The organism is Peribacillus sp. FSL E2-0159, from assembly GCF_038643155.1.
Lineage (GTDB): Bacteria > Bacillota > Bacilli > Bacillales > DSM-1321 > Peribacillus > Peribacillus simplex.
The window spans coordinates 1,109,534-1,133,096 of the sequence record NZ_CP152053.1 but is presented as its reverse complement, the minus strand read 5'-3'; the positions used below and the strand labels follow the sequence as shown (position 1 = coordinate 1,133,096).

The 23,563-nt window shown below is 36.2% G+C and carries 22 protein-coding genes and 2 pseudogenes; 10 read left to right on the top strand and 14 right to left on the bottom strand.

The genetic code is table 11. The features are described from left to right. Window positions 1-127 precede the first annotated feature (127 nt). A complete protein-coding gene (acnA, locus tag NYE63_RS05620) occupies window positions 128-2,872 on the bottom strand; it encodes an aconitate hydratase AcnA (RefSeq protein ID WP_342604411.1) in 2,745 nt (914 codons plus the stop codon). A 219-nt stretch (window positions 2,873-3,091) separates the two neighbouring features. Here acnA and NYE63_RS05615 point away from each other — a divergent pair, with 219 nt between their 5' ends. Next, window positions 3,092-3,961: a LysR family transcriptional regulator gene (locus NYE63_RS05615; RefSeq protein ID WP_342604410.1), complete on the top strand. Its 870-nt coding sequence runs from the start codon at window positions 3,092-3,094 to the stop codon at window positions 3,959-3,961. Between the two features lie 77 nt (window positions 3,962-4,038). Here the strand turns inward: NYE63_RS05615 and NYE63_RS05610 are convergent, their stop codons facing one another. The 8 genes from NYE63_RS05610 to NYE63_RS05575 form a co-directional block, all read right to left on the bottom strand. Further along, on the bottom strand, window positions 4,039-4,650 hold the full coding sequence (locus tag NYE63_RS05610; RefSeq protein ID WP_342604409.1) for an RraA family protein: 612 nt from the start codon (window positions 4,648-4,650) through the stop codon (window positions 4,039-4,041). Window positions 4,651-5,093: 443 nt separating this feature from the next. Beyond that, the gene (locus NYE63_RS05605) at window positions 5,094-5,234 is read right to left on the bottom strand and encodes a hypothetical protein (RefSeq protein ID WP_342604408.1); all 141 of its coding nucleotides are present in this window, start codon (window positions 5,232-5,234) and stop codon (window positions 5,094-5,096) included. A 479-nt stretch (window positions 5,235-5,713) separates the two neighbouring features. After that, the gene (locus NYE63_RS05600; protein WP_342604407.1) at window positions 5,714-6,613 is read right to left on the bottom strand and encodes a carbon-nitrogen hydrolase; all 900 of its coding nucleotides are present in this window, start codon (window positions 6,611-6,613) and stop codon (window positions 5,714-5,716) included. 33 nt (window positions 6,614-6,646) lie between these two features. After that, the gene (locus tag NYE63_RS05595; RefSeq protein WP_342604406.1) at window positions 6,647-8,272 is read right to left on the bottom strand and encodes an amidohydrolase; all 1,626 of its coding nucleotides are present in this window, start codon (window positions 8,270-8,272) and stop codon (window positions 6,647-6,649) included. A gap of 26 nt (window positions 8,273-8,298) precedes the next feature. Further along, complete coding sequence (locus NYE63_RS05590; protein WP_342604405.1) at window positions 8,299-9,639, bottom strand: APC family permease; 1,341 nt, start codon at window positions 9,637-9,639, stop codon at window positions 8,299-8,301. A gap of 260 nt (window positions 9,640-9,899) precedes the next feature. Further along, window positions 9,900-10,049 carry a hypothetical protein gene (locus NYE63_RS05585; protein WP_342604404.1) on the bottom strand — a complete coding sequence of 50 codons (150 nt, stop codon included), beginning with the start codon at window positions 10,047-10,049 and terminating at the stop codon, window positions 9,900-9,902. A gap of 143 nt (window positions 10,050-10,192) precedes the next feature. Next, entirely contained in the window at window positions 10,193-10,942 is a 750-nt protein-coding gene (locus NYE63_RS05580; protein WP_342604403.1) for a polysaccharide deacetylase family protein, read from the bottom strand. A gap of 153 nt (window positions 10,943-11,095) precedes the next feature. Then, the gene (locus NYE63_RS05575; protein ID WP_342604402.1) at window positions 11,096-11,278 is read right to left on the bottom strand and encodes a hypothetical protein; all 183 of its coding nucleotides are present in this window, start codon (window positions 11,276-11,278) and stop codon (window positions 11,096-11,098) included. A 213-nt stretch (window positions 11,279-11,491) separates the two neighbouring features. Here NYE63_RS05575 and NYE63_RS05570 point away from each other — a divergent pair, with 213 nt between their 5' ends. From NYE63_RS05570 to NYE63_RS05555, 4 genes are all read left to right on the top strand, one after another. Next, entirely contained in the window at window positions 11,492-11,860 is a 369-nt protein-coding gene (locus tag NYE63_RS05570) for an MFS transporter (protein WP_342604401.1), read from the top strand. Window positions 11,861-12,259: 399 nt separating this feature from the next. After that, window positions 12,260-13,048, top strand: a complete 789-nt coding sequence (locus tag NYE63_RS05565; RefSeq protein WP_342604400.1) for a carbon-nitrogen family hydrolase — start codon at window positions 12,260-12,262, stop codon at window positions 13,046-13,048. A gap of 427 nt (window positions 13,049-13,475) precedes the next feature. Next, window positions 13,476-14,423 (top strand): IS110 family transposase, encoded by a 948-nt coding sequence (locus NYE63_RS05560; RefSeq protein WP_342602057.1) that lies wholly within the window; start codon window positions 13,476-13,478, stop codon window positions 14,421-14,423. A gap of 5 nt (window positions 14,424-14,428) precedes the next feature. Beyond that, window positions 14,429-14,707 (top strand): hypothetical protein, encoded by a 279-nt coding sequence (locus tag NYE63_RS05555; protein ID WP_255264142.1) that lies wholly within the window; start codon window positions 14,429-14,431, stop codon window positions 14,705-14,707. Window positions 14,708-14,879: 172 nt separating this feature from the next. On the opposite strand, the gene NYE63_RS05550 is transcribed toward NYE63_RS05555, so the two are convergent. Further along, window positions 14,880-15,110 carry an SMI1/KNR4 family protein gene (locus NYE63_RS05550; protein ID WP_342604399.1) on the bottom strand — a complete coding sequence of 77 codons (231 nt, stop codon included), beginning with the start codon at window positions 15,108-15,110 and terminating at the stop codon, window positions 14,880-14,882. Between the two features lie 73 nt (window positions 15,111-15,183). After that, window positions 15,184-15,546: a group 1 truncated hemoglobin gene (locus tag NYE63_RS05545; protein WP_342604398.1), complete on the bottom strand. Its 363-nt coding sequence runs from the start codon at window positions 15,544-15,546 to the stop codon at window positions 15,184-15,186. 414 nt (window positions 15,547-15,960) lie between these two features. On the opposite strand from NYE63_RS05545, the gene NYE63_RS05540 reads away from it, so the two are divergent. Together NYE63_RS05540 and NYE63_RS05535 are read left to right on the top strand one after the other, a co-directional pair. After that, a complete protein-coding gene (locus tag NYE63_RS05540; protein ID WP_342604397.1) occupies window positions 15,961-16,707 on the top strand; it encodes an ABC transporter ATP-binding protein in 747 nt (248 codons plus the stop codon). After that, entirely contained in the window at window positions 16,704-18,668 is a 1,965-nt protein-coding gene (locus NYE63_RS05535) for an ABC transporter permease (RefSeq protein WP_342604396.1), read from the top strand. Before NYE63_RS05540 ends, NYE63_RS05535 begins: the two co-directional genes overlap by 4 nt. A 22-nt stretch (window positions 18,669-18,690) precedes the next feature. On the opposite strand, the gene NYE63_RS05530 is transcribed toward NYE63_RS05535, so the two are convergent. Both NYE63_RS05530 and NYE63_RS05525 read right to left on the bottom strand, forming a co-directional pair. Then, window positions 18,691-19,689, bottom strand: a complete 999-nt coding sequence (locus NYE63_RS05530; protein ID WP_342604395.1) for a sensor histidine kinase — start codon at window positions 19,687-19,689, stop codon at window positions 18,691-18,693. Then, window positions 19,686-20,360: a response regulator transcription factor gene (locus tag NYE63_RS05525; protein ID WP_342604394.1), complete on the bottom strand. Its 675-nt coding sequence runs from the start codon at window positions 20,358-20,360 to the stop codon at window positions 19,686-19,688. The genes NYE63_RS05530 and NYE63_RS05525 overlap by 4 nt, the downstream gene beginning before the upstream one ends. A 470-nt stretch (window positions 20,361-20,830) precedes the next feature. Here NYE63_RS05525 and NYE63_RS05520 point away from each other — a divergent pair, with 470 nt between their 5' ends. Together NYE63_RS05520 and NYE63_RS05515 are read left to right on the top strand one after the other, a co-directional pair. Continuing rightward, entirely contained in the window at window positions 20,831-21,043 is a 213-nt protein-coding gene (locus tag NYE63_RS05520) for a hypothetical protein (RefSeq protein ID WP_342604393.1), read from the top strand. A gap of 640 nt (window positions 21,044-21,683) precedes the next feature. Next, the gene (locus NYE63_RS05515) at window positions 21,684-22,556 is read left to right on the top strand and encodes an EamA family transporter (RefSeq protein WP_342604392.1); all 873 of its coding nucleotides are present in this window, start codon (window positions 21,684-21,686) and stop codon (window positions 22,554-22,556) included. Between the two features lie 179 nt (window positions 22,557-22,735). Here the strand turns inward: NYE63_RS05515 and NYE63_RS05510 are convergent. Beyond that, a pseudogene (locus NYE63_RS05510) lies at window positions 22,736-23,434 on the bottom strand (gamma-glutamyltransferase); the annotation flags it as partial. On the opposite strand from NYE63_RS05510, the pseudogene NYE63_RS05505 reads away from it, so the two are divergent. Continuing rightward, a pseudogene (locus NYE63_RS05505) lies at window positions 23,425-23,562 on the top strand (gamma-glutamyltransferase); the annotation flags it as partial. The pseudogenes NYE63_RS05510 and NYE63_RS05505 sit on opposite strands and share 10 nt — an antisense overlap. Window position 23,563 lies beyond the last annotated feature (1 nt).

Sequence of the window (23,563 nt, the reverse complement as noted above, 5' to 3'; positions counted from 1 at the left end):
TTACAATCCAATTTAATCTACAATTAATAAAAATACATTATTATAAACATGGGAAATTCAAGACTAAAATAACTTCTCGAATCTCCATTAAAAAATAAATTTCCATATCATAAAAACAGCATTAGAATTAGACTTCTGGTTCTAAACTACCTTCTTCCTTTTTAACCAATTGGCGTATAACAGTTTGCATAATCCCTCCATTATAGTAGTAAAGAATATCTATCGAACTATCAAGTCGAACAATAACTTCAAATTCAAAGGAACTGCTATCTTCACGAATCACTTTTATTTTTATCAATTGACCTGGTTTAATTTTATTGCTCAAACCAACAGTCTCAAAGGTTTCATTTCCAATAATATTAAGTGATGAGGCATTTTGACCTTCTAAAAATTGTAGAGGAAGAACACCCATTCCAACTAAGTTATTCCGATGAATACGCTCAAAACTTTCAGCAATAACTGCTTTTACCCCAAGAAGATATGGTCCTTTTGCAGCCCAGTCACGAGAACTTCCAGTACCGTATTCTTTACCAGCAATAATAAATAATGGTGTACCATTTTCCTGATACTTTAAGGAAGCTTCATGGATGGACATAATTTCATTCGTTTGAAAGTACCTAGTAACGCCTCCCTCAGATCCAGGGACTAATAGATTACGAATTCTTATATTAGCTAATGCAGCTCGATTCATAACCTCATGATTCCCACGACGCGATGGATAAGAGTTGAAATCTTTAATTTTTACTCCTTTCTGTTGTAAATAGATTCCTGAAGAACTATCCGGCTTTATTGCTCCAGAAGGAGATAAATGATCAGTAGTTACTGAATCACCAAGCTTTGCAATTAGACGGGCACCTTTAATTTCCTTAATATCGGCAGGCTGTACTGGAAGATCTTTAAAGAACGGTGGCTCTTGAATGTATGTTGAAGATTGATCCCACTCATATAAATTCCCTTCAGAAATATTAATCGAGTTCCAATTTACATTACCATCGTATACTTTTTTATATCTTTCTCTGAATAATTCAGGTCGAACAGCATTATTTAACAATTCCCCAATTTCTATTGAAGTTGGCCAAATGTCTCGTAAATAAACAGGCTGGTTTGCTTGATTATAACCAATGGGTTGACTTGAGAAATCAATATCAACCGTCCCTGCAAGTGCATATGCAATAACTAATGGAGGTGATGCCAAATAATTTGCTTTAATCTGAGGGTGGACGCGGCCTTCAAAGTTTCTATTACCTGACAGTACACCTGCTACAACTAAATCGTGATCCACAATTGCTTTGCTGACTTCAGGAAGAAGCGGTCCCGAATTACCTATACAAGTTGCACAACCGTACCCTGCTATATGGAAGCCAAGTGTTTCAAGATGACTTAAAAGCCCTGATTCTGCTAAGTAGTCTGTTACAACACGTGATCCTGGTGTCAACGAGGTTTTCACAAAAGCGGGTATCTGCAGCCCCTTTTCCACAGCTTTTTTGGCCACAAGACCTGCCATGATCAATACAGACGGATTTGATGTATTTGTACAGCTTGTAATAGCAGCCAGAACAACTGATCCATTTTTAATTACAGATTTTTCATCAACAACATGCTCAATTTGGACCTCTTTTGTTAAATCAAGTTCATTCAATCCATAGCCACCTTTTTCAATCGGTGAACGGGCAACTTCATTAAAATTTTGTTTCATCTCAGTCAATTCAACTTTATCCTGAGGGCGTTTAGGTCCTGCAAGGCATGGTTTTATCGTAGATAAATTGAGTTCAACTAAATCAGAATAAACGGGTTCAGAGTTATTTTTGTCCATAAACATCCCCTGGGCTTTATAATAAGCCTCAACTAACGCTATTTGCTCTTCACTGCGGCCAATTAACCTCAAATAGTTCAAAGTTTCCTGATCTACAGGAAAAAAGCCCATTGTCGCTCCATACTCTGGTGCCATGTTGGCAACAGTTGCACGGTCAGCTATACTCATTTCCCCTACTCCAGGTCCAAAAAATTCTACGAACTTACCTACAACCCCTTTTTTTCTAAGGAGACTGGTAACTGTTAGTGCAACATCTGTTGCAGTTGCACCTTCCGGGAGTGATCCTGTTAATTTGAGCCCAACTACTTCAGGAATAACAAAATAGACTGGCTGACCTAACATCGCCGCTTCTGCTTCAATTCCTCCAACTCCCCAAGCCACTACACCTAGTCCATTTACCATTGTTGTATGTGAATCTGTTCCTACAAGTGAATCGGGATACACTAATGTTGAACCACATTCCTCCTTTGTGGCTGCCACTGAAGATAGATACTCCATATTAATTTGATGCATAATCCCCGTTGCTGGAGGAACTACAGAAAAATTATTAAAGGAGCCTTGAGCCCACCGGAGAAAACGAAAACGTTCCATGTTTCTCTCAAAATTAAGCTTTTCATTTAGCTGCATCGCATCCTGTCTGCCGAAATAGTCAACAGTTACGGAGTGGTCAACTACAAGATCTACAGGTATTAATGGATTAATATCCGTTACGTTCCCACCGATGCGATTCATTGTTTCACGCATCGCAGCTAAATCAACGATTGCTGGTAATCCAGTTGTATCATGAAGAAGAACACGAGCAGGTTTAAAAGGAACCTCCTGATTTAGTTCTCGTTTGATTGACCAATTTGCTAATGTACTCACATGCCCTTCAGTTACACTTACACCGTCATAATTTCTGATGGCAGCCTCTAATAATACTTTTATTGAGTAAGGTAATTGAGAAATATTCCCTAATCCATTTTCCTCTAATGTTTTAATTCGATAATAACCATATATCTTTTCATTAATGTAAAGCTCTGACCGAACATTAAATCGTTCTTCAATTCCACTAAACAAGTTTCGTTCAACCCCTTTGGTAATGTACTAATTAACTTCATTCTATTTTAAATTTCATTATGCGAATAATATCAATATTTCATAGGTTGATATGAAACTTTTATATATTAAATCATCGGCCATTTTTCAAATTCTACTGTTTATGTTATTGTTCTAGTGTAATTGCATGAATAGTTACACAATTTGAAAATAAAGATTAATTTAAGGGAGTTAAAGCAAATGGATGATCGTGACTGGCTTATATTACATACATTATTTAATGAAAAAAGCATTACAAAAGCTGGACAAAGCCTATTTATTGCCCAACCAACGCTTACAAAACGCCTTAAGCAAATTGAAACAGAATTTGGGGTTAAAATTGTTGATAGGGGAATAAAAGGAGTGCGGTTCACTCCAGAAGGGGAATATTTAGCAAAGCGTGCCGAAGAAATGCTCGATTCTTTCCGTGAAATTAAAGAAGATTTAGAAAATTTTAACCATAGTGTATCTGGAACGTTAAGATTGGGTGTTTCCAATTTTATTAGCAAATATAAGTTACCACTCTTATTAAAGTTGTTTAAAGAACAATTTCCTGATGTTGAGTTTCAAATAGACACAGGCTATAGCAAAGATATTTTCAATTTAGTTTATAATCAAGTTTCTCATGTCGGATTTATCCGCGGAGATTATAGTTGGCCTGATGAAAAGCATTTATTATTTGAAGAAGAGCTTTGTATTGTATCTAGAAATGAAATAAACCTGTCTGATCTTCCCAATCTCCCTAGAATTGACTACCGAACAGATCAACTCTATAAGCAAATCATTGAAAATTGGTGGGCAGAACATTATTCTCAGCCTCCATACATTGCGATGTCAGTTGATCAAGGTGATACTTGTAAGGAAATGGTTTTGAACGGATTGGGCTATGCAATTATGCCTTCTCTTTTTTTAGATGGCATTAAAGATATTCATAAAATTGACTTAAAAGATAAGATAGGAAATAAATTAACCCAAAAAACTTGGATGTTTTATTATAAAGAATCAGTAGATATGAATGTTGTCAGGGCATTTGTAGATTTTGTAAAAACCTTAAATGTATATTCACTTTAAATTTCATAAAAAAACATTTGAAAGGATAGAGTGTTACCTTCTATTCCTTCAAATGTTTACTTTTAAAAAAAGACTATTTATTTGATAAACTCATCCAGATATTTTCTTATTTCTTCTCGATTACCTGAAACTTTCTCTGCTCGCTTATTATCTTTTTCTAATTTTTCTAATGATTGATCTAAAACTTTTTCTTCTAACTGTTTAGGAATTACGACTACTCCATCAATATCACCAACAACAATATCTCCTGGATGTATCGTTGTCCCACCGCAAGAAATGGGGACATTAATTTCACCCATCCCCGCTTTTCCACTTGCAGCAATAGTTGTTCCCTTGCAAAACACTGGATAGTTCAAAGCCTTAATACCCTCAAGGTCGCGAACTACTCCATCTACAATAATCCCATTAATCCCCAATGTTTGAGCCATACCAACAATAAAATCACCTGCTATTGCTCGATACGTATCTCCTTTTGCATCAATAACCAAAACATCACCTTGTTTAGCCTCACGAATTGCTTTTAAGACAACAAGGTTATCACCTACAGGCATTTTTACTGTATAAGCTCTCCCTGCAACTCGATACTCATCTTTAACTGGCTTAATAGTGGGGGATAAGTTATTAAGTCCACTCATAGTATCAGATATACATGTTGTAGGAATTTCAGAAAACCTTTCAATAATACACAATACAAACACACCTCTCTATCAACTTAACATGACTCAATTTCATTATATTAATAAAAGCGATAAATAAATAATTCTAATTTTTCATATCAATCTATTTAAAATTCGAATGGTTAAATGCCTCATCCTATTCATTAGTTTCAAACAACAAGAGAGTTCCCTTACTCAATGTCATATTGCCTTTTTAATGATCGATCGAATTCCTACGTATATTGTAGCTCGAATCAAAAGCACCTACACTGCTCTTTTGTAAGAATATACGTGCAAAATAGCACTTGAAAAAACACAATTATAACTTAATGTGACACAATCCTGTGCCATCCCAAAAAAGAAAATAAACACATGACAAAACCCCACCTGTTCCCATAGCAACTGGTGGGGTTTCTAACTGGCTTCTACATCTACATCAACCGGGAGGTCCATCTTGTGCAATCACGCCCTTTCATTTAAACGGCTAATTTACTGTATTCATCCAACTGGTCTTTGGTTAGATTTTTGATGAAGTGGTCGAAGTTTATCGACTCGATTTCATACCTTTCACAAATCTTTAAATAACTTTCATAGGCTTTATCATGAATGTTCATCATCTTGACTCCTCCTTCTGTTATATAACAATAAATTTAACTTATTAATAATATATAACAACTGTATTTTCCCGTCAATGTATTTTTCTGAAAATTCGGTAATATTTTCATTCTCTTAGTATTTCCCACATTGTTCTTCGCTAACCGTCGTATAAAGAAAAAGCCTCCTTAGCAACAGCTCGATAAAAAGCTAATTAACCCGTTATTTCTATAAAAGCAGGAAAAAGAATGCATGTTTACATAAACGACTTTTCGAAAGCGTAAAAAACCAACTCTCCATATAAAGGAAAATTGGTTTTTTCTTTTCAACTATAGCTTATCTCAAATTTTAAAACCCTCAAAAAAAATTCCAGGTGATTTCAGAAATCCGCTCCCTTTCCACCGACTGTCTGCCAAGCCTCCTCGCCGCAAAGGGTTAACTCAATGATTATCAAATTTACTCCAGTCTGAGAGGTAATCCCACCTGCTATTCCTTTTAATGATTAACTAAACAGCGCTTTGTTTGTTCCCTTTTTTGAAGGGGATGGGGTGGGAAGTATTTCTTTTTGCAATATAGGGTCGTATGTATCGACACGACGGTCTCTAAAGAATTGCAGAACTTTTCTAGTCTCTTCTATTTCTTTTAAATCAACCTCTTGTACAATAATTCCTTCTTCATCATCAAGTGAAGCTAAAATATTCCCTAATGTATCGCTAATGAATGAACCACCGTAAAAATTCATGTCCTTTTCCTGGCCCACTCGATTTGTCGCAGCAACGAATACACCATTAGAAATGCCATGAGCAGAAATTGCCTTTTCCCATGATGACCTTGTTGATAGTTCAGGATGATCTGGCTCTGAACCAATAGCTGAAGGATAGAATAATATCTCTGCACCTTGTAAGCTCAAAATTCGGGCAACTTCTGGAAACCACTCGTCCCAACAAATCCCAACTCCTATTTTTCCATATGCCGTTTCATAGACAGGATACCCAGTATTGCCTGGAACGAAATAATATTTTTCATGATACTGGGGACCATCTGGAATATGGTTTTTTCTTGTTATGCCTAAACATTCTCCATCTGCATCAAACACAGCTGCACTATTAAAATAAATTCCAGCACCTGCTCTTTCGTAAAAGGGAACAATCAAGACAATTGCTAATTCCTTTGCTAATTCACCCATTTCGGCTAATGCACCGCTATCTACATCTTCAGCTAAATCATAATTTTCCACATTAACCGTTTGCGGAAAATATTGCGAAGAAAATAGTTCCTGTAAGCAAACGATTTGTGCACCTTTATTTACTGTTTCTTTTATTTTCCCTATCGTTTTTTGAATATTTTGCTCAATAAATTCTCCACAATGAATTTGAATAAGACCAACTTTTACTTTTGACATTTTCTCACTACCTGACTTTTTTATTTTTTTATCTTATACAGTTGGGACGACCTGGTTTTCATATATTATCTTTCCATCCATAATCGTCATTTTCACTTCTGTTTCAAGAATTTCCTCTGTTGATATGCTAAATAAATTTTTATTTAATACTGCGATATCCGCTATCTTTCCTGCTTCCAATGTGCCTATTTCTTTTTCTCTAAAAGACCCGAATGCAGGTGTAGCCGTGTAGTATTTTAACGCTTGTGCTAATGTAACTCCTTCCGACTCTTGCCACGCCTTCCCGGTTAAATCTTTTCTGGTGATTGCCTGATAAATACCCATCATAGGATTTAGGGGTACTACAGGAAAATCTGTACCAAAGGCAATTTTAGCACCTGTATCTACTATTGTTTTGATAGGATAATAGAGAGGTTGTTGTTTTTCACTGATTCTGGCTGTATATGCAGCACTTTCCATTAATTCGATATGTTTGGGTTGAAAGGATGCGATTACCCCTAATTCCTTAAAACGATGAACATCGTCCGGATGCAATACCTCCACATGTTCAATGACATGTCTGGCATCTCTTTCACCATTTGCGTTTCTTGCTTCTTCAAATGCATCCAATGCTAAGCGGACAGCACCGTTACCAATAGCATGGAAACGAATTTGAAATTTTTCCTTATCTGCCTTTTTTACTAATTGTTTAATTGTTTCTGATGGATAAGTGGTTCCACCTCTTGTTTCTGGACGGTCTTTGTAGTGATCCAATAAAAAAGCGGTATGACTTGTCACAACACCATCTATAAATTGTTTTAATCCAGAAAAGGTAAGCTTGTCTGACTGATAATTTGTTTGTAATTCCTTTGCTGCATCTAAATTCATTTTTAATTCTGGCGAAAAGTGGATTCTAGTTGTAAGTAACCCTGCTCTATCAAATTCCTTAAAAATTTCAAGATCGTCTAATGGGTTTGGTGCAATTTTAGCTCCGTATAAATCATTAACGGATGTGATTCCCAATCTTTTTGTTTCATTGAGAAAACCTTGGAATAGTTTTACACGTTTTTCTTTCGGTAATTTGTATGCATGTTCTGATGCATACCCAATTGCTTGTTCAAATAGAAGGCCTGTCAGTTCACCATTTTCATCTTTTCCAATTTCTCCATAATCAGGATCTGGAGTATCCTTCGATAATTGAATCATTTCTATCGCTTTACTATTGATCCATGCGTAATGCACTTCTGCATTGAATAATAAAACAGGACGATCACTAATGTATTTATCTAGTGTTGTTCTATGTGGCAGCACTTTATTTTTCCAATTGGTATGATCCCAACCGACACCAAATATCCACTCATCATTTGGTCTCGTTTCTGCAAATTCACCAACTATTTTAGCTACCTCTTCTTCAGAAGCAGCATCAAATAATTTGGCACTATCCTTCTGCAAAATGCTTCCCATCATTATGTGCATATGAAAATCATGAAATCCCGGAATAATTAGTTCCTCTTCCAAGTCAAACACTTTTGTTTGATCCCCAATGAATGACAATATCTCTTCTTTAGAACCGATTTTAATAATTTTATTATCTTTAATCGCGATGGTTGCTTTTATTGGCTCATCTAGTAGCCCAGTAAAAACATGTTGACCAGAAAGAACGATGTCCGCCTTAACCATTTTTATCCTCCTTGGTAATCTAGCTTTTATGTTTGCGCATTATCAATAGAAAGCTCCGGTGGCCGTTTACTAAACATTTTCGTATTGGTAAGGTGCATGATGAAACCAATCCCAAACCAACCTAAACCGAGTAAAAGTGCCTTTGAATCAAGACTAGTCCATAACCAAATTGTGAAACTAGTACCAATCAGCGGCATTATAAGGTATCTTATTGTGTTAATTCCGTTTCGCTGTTTCTCTCTAATAAAATAATGAGAAATAACCGCTAGATTAACAAATGTAAATGCAACGAGCGCCCCAAAGTTAATAAAGGATGATGCTGTCACTAAATCAATAAATAAAGCGGATAAAGCAAAAATACCCACTAAGATAATATTGTGTGTTGGAGTTTGAAATTTTGGATGAATATGACCAAATATTTTCTTTGGAAGAACTCCATCTCTCCCCATCGCATACAAAAGTCGCGAAACACTTGCATGAGCTGATATACCAGATGCTAGCCCCCCGGTAATATATCCTGCTAGAAAAATAGATTGAAATAAATTACCCCCGATGTACATAGCAATTTCCAAGGCAGCGGAGTCTGGATCTGTAAAGGCTTGGAAATTTGGGTAAACAAGGTGACTGATGTATGAGATGGTGACAAACAGACCTCCTCCTATTAATGCGACCAGGAAAATAGCCTTTGGTATTATTTTTTTAGGATCAATGGTCTCCTCTGAAAATGTAGTAACAGCATCAAATCCTAAAAAAGATAAACATAGAATAGAGGAACCTGCCAATACTAACGATAGTGGTATATCTCCATTCACAAATGGAGAACTCATGAATAATGTTCCTGAACCCATTCCGTTAAGTAACCCTTTAATTGAGAGGAATGCAAAAATAACTATTATTAAGAATTGACAGGCAACTAATAAAAGATTTATCTTTGTTGCAATTTTCACTCCGATTATATTTACAGTGGTGATTAAAATTACAAAGGCGATTAACCAGACGGAAAAAGGAACGGAGGGAAAATATGCGTTTAAGTAAATAGCGATTAGTAATCCATTAATCATTGGCAAAAATAAATAGTCTAATAGTATAACCCAGCCTACCAGGAATCCAAGATGAGGATTAAAAGCCTTTTGAGTAAATGTATATGCAGAACCAGCAACAGGGTAGGCCTTAACCATTTGACCATAACTATAGGCTGTAAATAACATACCAACTAAGGCTATGATATAAGCAGCAGGTACCATCCCTTTCGTTATTTCCGCAACAACCCCATAAGTAGAAAAAACTGTTGTAGGTGCCATATAAGCCAATCCGAATAGCACTAAAGGAAATACTGTTAACGAACGTCTTAATTTTCCATTCTCCATGTATCACTCCACCCTTAATCGTGATTAATTAAATAATATGCAAATACCATACCAAGTGTGGTTTGATTATTTAGCGATTGAACCAACGTTGTTTTCCCAACAATGGAAATATACAGATTATTTAAAAGGTGAATTAGTTTTATGCAATCTTACATCAATTATTTAGGATTGCATAATTAGTCGTTAGAGACGGGATATTGCAACCATATTTAAAACTTTTCTAATCCTGTAGCCAATCCTCGGCGCTCACTATTCGGAAGTTAAATTGTACCTTTCATTCTAATTACTTTCACACCTAACTCAGATTTAAGTTCTAGCATTGATTTTTTTAAAAAAGCTATTGCTTGCTTGTTACTTGGTGACACACGAAGGTGGTATTCATCAACTCCATTGTTTTTAAAGAACTTCAATCATAAATCACCCAATTAGTTCAATAGTTCAATATCTATCTCCTTAAACTTTTGAGTTATATTTGATGTTTTCCTTATTTTCCGTACCATTTGCTTATAAACAATATTAAGTACTTTTCCCTTGGTTCCAAAAGAAAAAGCGATTACCTGGTATAGGAACCGCCTTCAACTATCTTTGCAAAGTCATCAAGAGTAGTTGAATACTTGATATAAATTCGTGGTAAAAGATAAAGTTCGTCTTTAATGCCCTTCTCAGAAAATAGTTCAGGAGTTGTCGTAAGTCCAAACAAATAATATTTCTTCGTTTCTTCTACGACTTTGTCATTGAAATTTCCGTATGGATACGCAAGAGCATTAACTGGTTTGCCTGTTATTTTTTGAATTTTATCTTTGGACCCCTTCAGTTCATATTCATAATTTTTTATTTCCGTCAAATCAGGATGTGTAGCAGTATGAGACTGGATTGAGATTATACCCGAATCAGCCATCATTTTTAAATCCGATTTCGATAATCGGTTTGAACGACCGATAAAGTCAGAAATAACAAAAATGGTACCACTTGGTTTAAAACGTTCGTTTTCAAGTTTTTGAAAGATAGCAAATGCATTCAGATTGTTTTTGTATCCGTCATCAAAGGTAATGAAAATGGGTTTATTTTCTTTATAAATGTCTTGCCAACGATCAAAAGTTAATAATGTGTAGCCATGGTCTTTTAAATAAATCATTTGTTTCTGGAAATTATCAGGAGTTACATATAGCTCCTTAGAACCCTGCCCAGTAAACTCGTCAATCGAATGATAAATTAAAATAGGTACTTTTCGTTGAGCAAAAACTTGTGGTGGAAGAATTAAGATAAGAAGACATAGGAAAAACATTACAACATTTTTTTTCATAAAATTCCTCGCTTTGCATCCTTTTTATTTCTTTTCATTTTATGGTGCCTCAAAAGCCTGATTCTATTATGATTTCTCCCATATTTGATTCTATCTCCCATTGATCAATGGTGACTTTGATAATCCCAAATGAAAAACTAATTTCTTAAAACACTAAGGAATCGGACTAACTGCCACATTAGCTCTATATGAAAATTCTTGTTCCCTAATTTTCAAGTTAATTTTATCGCTTTCAATTTTGTAGGAATCTAATTCTTCACTTTGGATAACTTTATTTATCTCCTCTTTTATTTCTTCTATCTGGTTCTCAGTGTCGGGTACTTCTACTTTAATCAAGCGACCCTCTTCAGTATAGTTCCTACAAAAGTTAGATGGGGACTAGCATTCTTTTTCTTCACAATCGGCGTAATCGTTTACATGGATAGGTCAAATATTTCAATAATAAAAAAAACAATGATGGATGATTTAGACTTAGATAAAGTTCAGTTTGGTATGCTTGCATCATTATTCTCATTAGGTTACGCGTTAGTTTAAATTCCAGCAGGACTTATGGCAGAAAAGTTTGGTCCAAGAAAAATGATCACTTTTGCTCTAGTATGGTGGTCAGTATTTACGGGATTGACGGATGTAGTTAAATCTCACGGTCTATTGTATATGGTGAGATTCTTATTTGGAATAGGTGAAGGCCCGGTGTTTCCAGCTAACGCCGTATTTAATACAAACTGGTTTAGAAGAGATAAAAAGGCCAGAGCATCTATTGCTTTATTGGCAGGTTCATATTTTGGACAAGTTATAGCCCCAATCGTTACGGTTTATATATATCAATATTTTGGTTGGCAAGCTGTATTTTATATTTTTTGGATTAATAGGAATAATCATAGCGGGTGTATGGTACGTTTTAGCCCGAGACTATCCTGAAATTCACAAATTAGTGAATAAACAAGAAAAAGAATATATACTTGAAGACAGAGAAATTGTTGATACTGCCAAAGTTAGAGCACCATGGAATACTTTTCTGAAAAGCTATAGATTTTAGGCGTTAGGATTGCAATATTTTGTTGTTTTATAAATTATTACTTTCTTTTTAGTTTGGTTACCTACCTATCTACTAGAAGATAGAGGATTCTCATTAAGTAAAATGGGATTTGCTGCAAGCCTACCTTGGTTAGCAATACCGATAACTGTAATGACTGGTGGTATCCTTTCTGACTACTTAGTACGTAATGGTTTTTCAAAACAAATATCTAGGTCCTCTTTAGCTATATCAGGTTTAAAACCGGATACTTCATTACTAAATAATATTGAGGAGTGAATAATGTGAATTATTTGGTATTTCAAATGGATTTAGAAGTTGGGAAGCCAGAAGAGAATAGGCAAATCATTGAACGCTGGTTAGAAGCTAACTACAGTGATGATTTGGACGTTGTAGTACTTCCTGAAATGTGGTCTACGGGTTATGTGTTAGAAGAATTGAAAGAAATCTGTAAAGTGGATGGTAATCAATCAATTGAATTTTTACAATCACTGGCTAAGAAGTTTAATGTAAACTTGGTGGGTGGCTCGATTGCCGTACTAGAAGGTAAGGATATCTTTAATCGTGCAGTTATTGTAAATCGAATGGGTGAGATTGTTCATACATATGACAAGATGCACCTTGTTCCGATGTTAGATGAACCCAAGTTTTTAACAGGCGGTCATAATCAAGTTGAAGTATTTGAACTTGAAGGTGTGACAATGGGGATTATTATTTGTTACGATTTACGATTCCCTGAAATTATTCGTGACTTAGCATTACAAGGTATTCAAGTGTTACATATCGTAGCAGAATGGCCACTCGCAAGGGAGACACATTGGAATACGTTACTTCGTGCGCGCGCAATTGAGAACCAAATGTATGTTGTTGCATCAAATGTAACGGGAACAAAGTTAGGAGTGGAATTCGCAGGTTGCTCACAAATTGTAGATCCATGGGGAGACATTGTTCAAAAATTAGATCAAGAAGTTGGTGAATTAAAGGCAACTTTAGATTTAGAAAAAGTACCTCAAATAAGGAAAGATGTTCCCATATTCGATTCCAGAGTACCGGAAAAGTATAGAAAGTTATAAAGTAGAAGCTACTCCAGAGATACAATCTGGAGTAGCTTTTTAGGTTTAATTCTTTTGGTATAACAAAGCATAAGTTTAACATAGAAAATTCAGATAAGGATATATTTAGATAATTTCTTATGGAACTAAACTGCCCGTTTAGTTCCATAAGAAACTTCAATGGCGGCGATTCTCGCCGCCACCATCTACTACGAAAATCTAAACTCAAAATAGAGTCTAACCCTTTAACTCCTTGACGATAATGGATGATAACAATACAACCAGGCTGAACCTTTTTTGGTGGATCTTAAGGAAGATACCCTGTATAAGAAACTGGTTGTGACAGTATTGAAGAACCATTTAGTGTACTACAAGTACGTATACAAAAATTTTTGTAACAAATCTCCTGTCATATGTATTGTTAATCTTTTATTGAGGTGATTCTCCTATGGAAGCAATGATTGAACGGTGTGCTGGCCTAGATGTACACCAAGAAACAGTAGTAGCCTGTGTATTATTTGGTCCATTAGATAAAAAGCCAAATACCTCTATTGAAACTTTTTCAACTACAACAACAGGACTCTTGGCTTTAAGTGATTGGTTAACTACCCTTCGGGTATCCGATGTTGTGATGGAAAGTACTGGAGTCTACTGGAAACCAATATGGAATATACTCGAAGATTCTTTTCACCTTGTTCTTGCCAATGCCAGACATGTCAAAAATGTTCCAGGGCGTAAAACTGATGTGAAAGATGCCGAATGGCTTGCCAAGCTTCTAAGATGCGGACTTATTGAAAGCAATTTTGTTCCACCGGAGGATATTCGTGATTTACGAGATCTTACTCGTTATCGAAAAAAATTGATTCATCATCGCACCTCAGAGCAGAATCGCATTCACAAAATTCTTCAAGATGCTAATATCAAGCTAACATCCGTACTATCAGACATTTTTGGTGTATCGGGACGCCGTATCCTTGAAGCGATTCTAAACGGTGAAAAAATAGAGACCGATGGTCTTCGAAAAATGGTGGATTGGCGAACAAAAGCAAGTATTACTGACATTGCCAGTGCAATTAATGGTCGTATTCGCCGTCATCATCGTGATATGTTGCGTTACCATTGGGAGCATATGAGTTATTTAGAAAAAGCCATAGAAGAATTGGAAAAACAAATCGATCAACTCCTGTCCCCCTATCGTAAAGAAGTAGAATTATTGGATGGAATACCTGGTGTGAACAAAGCTGCCGCAGCTACTTTTATTGCAGAGATGGGCGTTGATATGTCCGTATTTAAGTCAGCTAAACACCTTGCCTCTTGGGCTGGTGTGAGTCCCGGAAATTACGAAAGTGCTGGTAAAAAAAAACGAGTAAAACCACACAAGGTAACAAAGCTTTAAAAACGATGGCTGTAGAGTGTGTACTAGCGACATCAAGGCAAAATAATCGAATTGCTTCACATCGAAAAAGGATTACCAAACGGCAGGGAAAAATGAAGGGACGAATCGCTTCTGCTCATTTACTATTAACGATTGCTTACAACATCTTAAAAACAGGGGAACCCTATCAAGAACTAGGCTCAAATTACCTTGAAGAAAAACAAATGAACAAAGAATTAAAAATGATCGAATACCTAAAAAAGAAAGGCTATACAATCGCTCCATCTGAACAACAAACTGCATAACCAGTTAAAATAACGACATAGTACATTTACGTCCTTCAAAAAAATTAGAATATGGTGGGCTTATTTTAGTATGGCCTTTCACGAATATGTTTTCATACAAAAAAGCCGCCTTAATGACAGCCTACGATCTTAAGCTAATGTACCCGTTAGTTCAACAAGATTAGCTTATTATTTATTCATCCTCATCAATATCATCTTCAAATTCAGAATTCGATGCAATAAATTCTTTTAAGTTAGAAGCTAACTCTTCTAATTCCTCGGTTTCATGATACCAAATATAAATTTTACCATCCATTACCGTATCAACAATCCGAAAACATAATTTGTCCCCTGTACCATCTTCACCAATAGATATTAGGTCCGCTGCCATGCCTTCATCCCTCACATCTTGATTTTTCTTCAAAAACCCTTTTTAGTTGCATAAGAAAAGGAGCTGCAAAGCAACTCCTGGTAAAGCATCTGTTAACTCACTATATTTATTTATACAATATATCATCTTTTAGTGAAGCAACTTTAGTTAAAGCTGTATCTATGTCAGCTTCATTCACTCCAAAGTGAGCAAGTGCATCGTTAAGATGCTTTACAATGGCATTAAAATGGGCAGGTTGCAGATTCAATCCTTGATGAGCTTTTGCCATGGATTGTCCAGAATATTGTTTTGGACCACCTAATGCAAAACTAATAAATTTTGTTTGATGACGGTGTTGTTTTTCCATATCCGTCTTTTCAAAAAAATGATTAACCGTCTCATCCTTAAGAACCAACTCAGAGTAAAAATAGTCCACAACTTTTGCTATCGCTTCTTCTCCGCCGACTTTTTCATAAAGTGTTTGTTCCATATATACACTCCTATTTTGTAATTAATAGAAGTATTCTCTGTAGATACTAACGTTTTTATTCCTTATCTATCATCAAATCCCTTTAATTGAAAAACAAGCCACTCCAGTACCTTATGATCTTATGCAACTATTTTAACTCCATAATTGTGCTGCCAAAGAAACCTTCCTAAATGAAGTAAAGAACCCGTTAATAATGATTGTTATCCATTTATCCCTCTTTATTTCAACTTGTTGCTACTAAGTTGCTGAAAATGCATAATTGATTTAGGGAATTCCATTTATTACGTTCACTGCTCACACTTTTTTTACATATTTAAATTGTAATGTGACAAAATTGTAATCTTACTTCCTGTTACATCTATGGTGAGGAAAGGGATGAATTTTATAGTATGTAACATGAGGAGGAGATTTACGTTGAAAAAAGTATTACAAACTAAGAACTTATCTAAATCCTATGGAAAGGCACAGATTTTAAAAAATATTGACCTGACCATAACTTCGGGTGAATTTACGGCTATTATGGGGCCTTCCGGTTCAGGAAAAACAACACTTATGAATGTGCTATCAACAATTGATAAATTTTCTGGCGGGGAAGTCTGGCTTGAAGAGCAGGCCCTGTTGGATTTAAACAAAAAAGCATTGCGCACATTTCGCCAAGAACGAATGGGGTTCATCTTTCAAGATTACAACTTGCTTGATACTTTAACGATTAAAGAGAACATTCTTTTGCCCCTTTCATTAAGGAAATTTTCTACGGATGAGATGGAAAGACGGCTGAGACCAGTCATTCAGGCATTGAATATTGAAGAAATTCAGGATAAATACCCCACAGAAGTTTCTGGTGGTCAGAAACAACGGGCCTCATCTGCGCGCGCCATTATTACAAATCCTGCGATTGTCTTTGCAGATGAACCTACAGGAGCTCTTGATTCCAGATCAGCAACACAATTATTGGAACAGTTAGCGAGTTTAAATGAAACGTTTCAAACGACTATTCTTATGATTACACACGACTCCTATGCAGCAAGCTTTTGTAAACGAGTTATCTTCTTGCGTGATGGAGGAATCGTAAACGAGCTTTATAAAGGTGACCAAAGTCAAAGCGACTTCTTTGATCGAATCCTTCACATCCAGAGTGCCATGGGAGGGAATCAAAGGTGAACTTACTGAATATGACGTTCCGGAACGTACAGCGTAATTTCCGTGTGTATACGATTTATCTGTTTGCCATGATTACAGGTGTCATGATCCATTTCACCTTCTCATCACTGATGTATAACCAAGATATATTGGATGTACTCAATAATAAGGAGAGTTTTCAAACGGGGGTATCGATTGCCTCAGTGGTCATCTTCCTCTTTATCATTTTCTTTATTCTTTATGCCAACTCTTTCTTTATGAAGCAAAGAAAAAAGGAATTTGGACTCTATTTGCTTTTAGGTTTGAAAGAAAGCCAGATTACACGAATGGTTTTCGTTGAAAACTTGATCATTGGATCATTCTCGCTTGTAATAGGAATACTTCTTGGAGGTCTGCTGTCCAAGTTATTCGGTATGGCTTTAATGAACTTAATGCAATACGATAATGTCATTACGCTAAATTTTCCTTTTCAAGCGATCGGTTCAACAATTATCCTGTTTCTTTTGTTAGCCATCATCGTAAGTATCCAAAGTTTCTTCATGATCAGTCGCGTCCAACTCGTGGAGTTGTTTCATGCCAAAGAAAAAATGGAAAAACCGATACCTTCTTCGTTCATTATGGCGGCTTTGTCGTTAGTGTTATTAGTAACGGAATTTTTTCTGATCAGCCGGGGCAAAGAATCAAGCATATGGCAAGAACACGCAACTTTTGCCATGATTGCTGTCACAGTCGGCATGATCGGTGGAACGTATTTGTTCTTCCGCCAGTTCTCTGGCTGGCTGCTGCAAAAAATAAGCCAGAAGCATAATTTCCATGAAGGCAATCGGGTATTGTGGATCTCGTCATTACGCTTCCAAATAAGGTCGAATACGTTAAACCTTACCTTCATCTCGTTGTTCAGTGCGACCATTATTTTCTTGATTGGATTCGTTTCGATCAATTACGCTGTCCAGTTTGAAGCTGTCGGCAGGAATTTACCGAACGATATTGCGTTCCAATCTTTGGATAAGGAAACAAACGATAAAATTGACGCTAAAATTAAAAATTCCGACCACTCAATCGAATATCACAAAACTTTGGAAGCCTTAGTAGGAAAGCCAAATACAAGCATGGACCTTGCTTTTGAGAATCCTGAGTATTTTTCAAAGGACGTTTTTCTTTTTCCAGAAAAAGCATATAACGAAATCATCTCATTGCGTGGAAATCAGGAGGAAATTCATTTAAATGATATGGAAGCTATGTCTCTGTCACAAGGAACAGATTCCCCAAAATCCTTCCCCTCCGATCAGCTGCCACGTTTTAAAGTGAATGTAAATGAAGATATCACTCTAAAACTAGTAGAAAAGAAAGATTACGCTTTATTAGGCTGGGCCAGCGACCCTGTTCAATCTATGATATTAAAGCCCGCAGTCCTGATTATTTCAGATGATGCTTATCAAAACTTAAAAAGCAAAGCCAAATCGATCCCTTTTGAAATTTATGAAATCGAAAATGAGAAGCAGGCTGAATCCCTGTCAAGTGATATACATGCCATTGTTACGAAGAAGCCCGACACATACTATTCTTCGTTTGCTGATGTATATTCAAAGCAAATAGAAGGTTCATCTTTAATGTTATTTGCAGCTGCTTTCCTGGCTGTCATTGCACTGTTTGCATTGGCTAGCGTTATTTACTTTAAACAATTGCGGGAAGCAACGGAAGAACAGAGACAGTATTCCATTCTACGAAAGATAGGTACCGCAGACCGTGAATTGAAAAGCGTGATTCGTAAACAACTTCTCTTTGTTTTCTTCCCTCCGCTAGTTCTAGGCATTTTGCACAGCTTGCTCATTTTAAAATACTATATCCTGGATTCTGTACAAGATTTTCCACAGCTTACTTCGATGCTATGGTTCATCTTTGCTATATACTTTGTGATTTATGTATTGTTTTATCTGTCTTCTGCGAATCTCTACTACAAAATCGTAAATCAAAAATATTAATTAAAAAACGCAATGGCCTTTATCAAGGTCTCATTGCGTTTTTTTGCATAATGAAATAGGGATCAACATTTTTGGGGAAGTGCATGACAAATTCGGTGTACAAACCTGTTTCAGAGGTGCAAGTGATATAGTGACCAAGTTTATTGGATAACTGCTGTGCTAAATATAACCCCATCCCTGTAGATTTTGTGTAGGTACGCCCGTTGGATCCTGTAAAACCCCTATTGAATATCCGTGGTAAATCACTCTTTTCTATACCAATTCCATTATCTCTAATAATCAGCTGCCTTTCTTTTAAATCAGAACCTGTCTCAATCTTTATTTCCCCTTCTTCTTGCGTATACTTCAAGCAATTTGAAATTAATTGATTCAAGATAAATTGCAGCCACTTGGGGTCACTTTGGATGGTGGTTGGTTCAATCTGTAACCGAAGGCGGATTTTCTTGGAAATGAATGTTTTAGAATGAGTTTTTATAACCTCTTTCACCAATTGGTCCAAATCACAATTCTTAATGTCATAGTCTTGATTGAAGTTATCCAACTTTGCATAATAAAGTGCCTGATCCACATAATGCTCTATCCTTGATACCTCATCATGAAAACTCTTGACATCGATCTCAGTCTGCTGCATCAATCGCAGCACTGAGATGGGTGTTTTAATTTCATGAAACCACGATACAATAAAATCATAATACTCGTTTTGTTTCTCATGAATCTGATTGAGAGACCTTATATGTTCCCTTTCCTTCTCTTCAAACAAATGCTGTAAAGAGGCTGCCTCTAAAGAAAGGTTCTCATGATCTTCGTCACCTCTTGCTCGGATTGCGCGTAAATTTTGCTGATACCGATACAAAAAGAAAATAATTATTACGAAAAGAGTCAATACCCAAGCATATAGAAAAGTGTTCCAGCTCCATGTCATATTGGGGTCCGTGTAAAACACGGCAGAAACCATACAAAAGATAAAAACAAATAAAACGATATAAGGCTTCTCGTATTTTAAAAATTGTATGAACCTCATTCGATCAGATACCCCATTCCTTTACGTGTCACAATAAAGTCTTCTAATCCAATTCCAGAGATCTTACGCCTTAATCGATTTACATTAACAGTCAGAGTATTATCATCGACAAACTGTTCATCATTCCAAAGAGCTTGCATCAAGTCATCTCTGGATACAATTTTCCCTATTTTGCGCATCATCAATTGCAATATGATAAACTCATTACGTGAAAGTTCAATGGACTGTTCCTCAAATTGGATAGTTGAGTTTGTTACATACAAAGACAAGTTCCGATGCGTCAATTTTAAGTTATGTCCATTTTGATAAGTATAATTCCGGCGTAACAATGCACTGATTTTTGCTACAAGAACATCTAAATCAAATGGCTTCTGGATAAAATCATCCCCTCCCATATTAATGGCCATGATGATGTCCATGTTTTGATTTCTAGAGGAAAGGAACAGTATGGGCACACTTGAGATTGCACGAATTTGCTGACACCAATAAAAGCCATCAAAGGTTGGCAGGTTTATATCCAACAGAACTAAATCAGGCTGGGATTTCTCAAAATCATCTAAAACGTGGTCAAACTCCATAACCTCCACAACTTCATATTTCCACTTTGTTAGGGTATCTGCTACTATTTTTCTAATTTTTTCATCATCTTCAATTATCATAATTTTAAACATAACAATCTCCTATTCATGGACTGAATCGATAAAGGTTTAAATTTTTCTTTAATTTCATAATGTTAATTATTCCAAACTCCTGTCATTTGTACAATACGACACTCCAGAATATGGCCCAATTAAAGAAACATTAAAGAAGAGATGTGATAGTGACTCTCCCGAAATCCCCCTTAGGTATTCTGCTGTATGAAAGCAAACTCTAAAAATAAGGAGAAGTCATCATCCATTAGAGGTTATTAATTACTACAACAAAATATGTGGACTAACACTATATTCGCTTCGCTCTCCTTTTCCTACGCAAAGAATCATGCACTGATTTTATTGCTGAACCCAATATTAAACTTCAGTTTATGAAAATAAAATTGAACAGCAGAAATTAATTTTAGGAGAAAAAAAGTTCCAGCTTGGCCAAAAAATGAGTATAAGAATGTAATAGAATGGATAAACTAATAAAAAAGGAGTGGGAGATTATGGAGACTAAAATTAAAGAAGGAAAGAAAGAAATGTGGAGTGAAATTAATGCATGTATAACTCGGAAAATTAATGAAAAACATGATCTATCTTTTCAAAAGAAAAGCAATGATAATTATATGAATCTATATATTCAAACAGCCGTATTACACACCCTATTTGAACTATCAGACGAGTTCAGGAAAATTGAAAGAAAATATAACGAATTGTGATGTTTCTGGAAAGATCGAGCACTAAATATTACTTAACGGTGGATTAGGATTAAACTCCCTAAGGGAGCCGTTTATTCCTAATCCACGTTTTCTTTCCAGCTGACTAACATTATGACTGTACCATTTGTTCCTTCCCTTCCCTTATAAATCCCTCTTTTCATTCCAAATAGAATCCATTAAGCCAAATAGAAACCCCACCAGTTGTTAATAGGAACAGGTGGGGTCTTATCATGTGTTTTAAGTTTTAGTATTCATCCTGATTGACGAATGACCTTTTGCATTTATTTTATGGTAAGATTGCAAATTAGAATGTACATTCCTCTTGCTTTTTTTCTAATGTACGCTAGGTCTAAGACTATTATTTGTTATTTTATACTAAAATCTTGTTTATTCAAATGAGTATGTAGTTATTTTTTGCAAATTTTTGAAATGAATGATTAGTAGAATCTCGAACAACTTTATACACATTTAACTATAATCATTGTATGATAAAATAAATATTTTTGAAAGAGAGCTGAAAGCTGATGTTGTGGTCACCGCTATTCGAAAATGATGTACCTGCAGTTATTCTTCCTTAACGGTAGAAAACTTGCATCTCCGTTAGGGACTGGAAATATTTAGTTAAAACGGAGGGTACAAAATGAAAAACACTATATTAGGTTCTTTATATTTATCACTCGCTGCTAGCATTTGGGGCGGGATGTATGTTGTGGTAAAAGTTGTGGTAGAGGTTGTTCCACCACTTGAATTAGTATTTTTACGATATGTAATTGCGATTTTAGCATTGCTGACAATTGGTTTTATAACAAAACAATCTTGGCGGATTGAAAAACGAGACTGGCTTTTGGTTTTCATTATAGGACTTGTTGGAAACACAATTTCTATTGTAACCCAGGAAGTCGGTACGCTACTATCCACTGCACAAATGGGAGCCATCATTACTTCGACAACACCTGCATTTATGGTGATATTTGCACGTATCGTTTTAAAAGAAAAGATTACTTTTAAAAAATCAATTTCTGTTATTTTAGCGACGATCGGTGTCGGTATCATTGTCGGAAATGCCCATATTGGCTCATCTTACCAACTTGGGGGCGTATCACTGCTTATTGCTGCATTAACTTGGGCACTTATGTCTGTTCTAATTAAACGTGTACCTCGGCAATATTCACAAATTGTTATAACGACATATGCAGTGCTTGTGGCAATTGTCTTTTTAACACCTGTTACGATTAGTCGATTAGATGAGCTTGATTTTCAAGCAATCATGCATCCATCCATATGGGGCGGCCTTTTATACTTGGGCGTTATTTCCACAGCATGTGCCTTTTTACTGTGGAATCGCGGACTGCAAATGCTTACCGCATCAAGTGGGGGATTATTTTTCTTTTTACAACCTATAGTGGGTACTTTTTTAGGTTGGTTAATACTAGGTGAACAAATAGGCTTGTCTTTTTGGATAGGTACAATATTAATTTTTATTGGTGTGTTATTAGTCATTCGGGAAGAATAACCCACATTAAAAAGTTTGTTAGAGTTATATTTTAAAAAGTACCCTATAGAGCAGTCACTTTAAAAAGGTCTGCCTATAGGGTACTTTTTGTGTTAAAAAAGGGAGATTGGGGAAAAGTTGTTTTTTGTTTGTAATTTTTTTTCATTATTCCTCTTTGTCTTAATAAGAAGGAGAAACCTTCAAGAACCGACCGCCGCACCGTCCCCACGCGGGTCGACCGCGCCTTTGAGGAAGTTATGCTCATCAATTCGAATTGCTTGTGCATGGCCCATCACCCCATCGAATTCTTCCACCACTTCGACATGATGTCCCCTTTCTTTCAGTTCATCTACCGCCTCCTTTTTGACACGGCTTTCGATTTTCAACGACTCGCTATCTTCACCCCAGGTTCTTCCCCAGACGAATCGCGGTTCATTGATTGCAGCTTGTGGGTCCATTCCGTAATCTATCATCCTGGTAATGATAGCAGTCTGTGTTTGCGGCTGTCCTTCCCCACCCTGAGTACCATATAAAATGCTGGGTTTTCCATCTTTGCAGGCAATTGCCGGCATCAATGTATGGAATGAGCGCTTGTTAGGTTCGAGTGAGTTGACATGATTGGAATCAAGCGAGAAAAACGATCCTCTATTTTGTAACATGACCCCTGTTTGACCAGCAGTGACACCAGATCCAAACTCAAAATAAAGGCTTTAAATAAAGGAAACTGAGTTTCCATCTTTATCGACCACTGCGGCATAGGCCGTGTCATTTCCCATTTAAGGACTCGTAACTTTCTCGGCATTTGTCTGAATTGCTGATGCTAGCTTCGCTGCATATTGCTTATCTAGCAATTTATCTATTGGAATATCAAAGAATTCAGGGTCTGTTTCGAGGGATGAGAAGCGCAATTAAAGTTCCTGGGATGGTAGACAGTTGGGATGAGATATTGAGAGAATGCGGGAAACTCACGTTAGCTGAAGTCCTTGATTCGGCAATCGAGTATGCAGAAAAGGGCTTTCCGATTACGA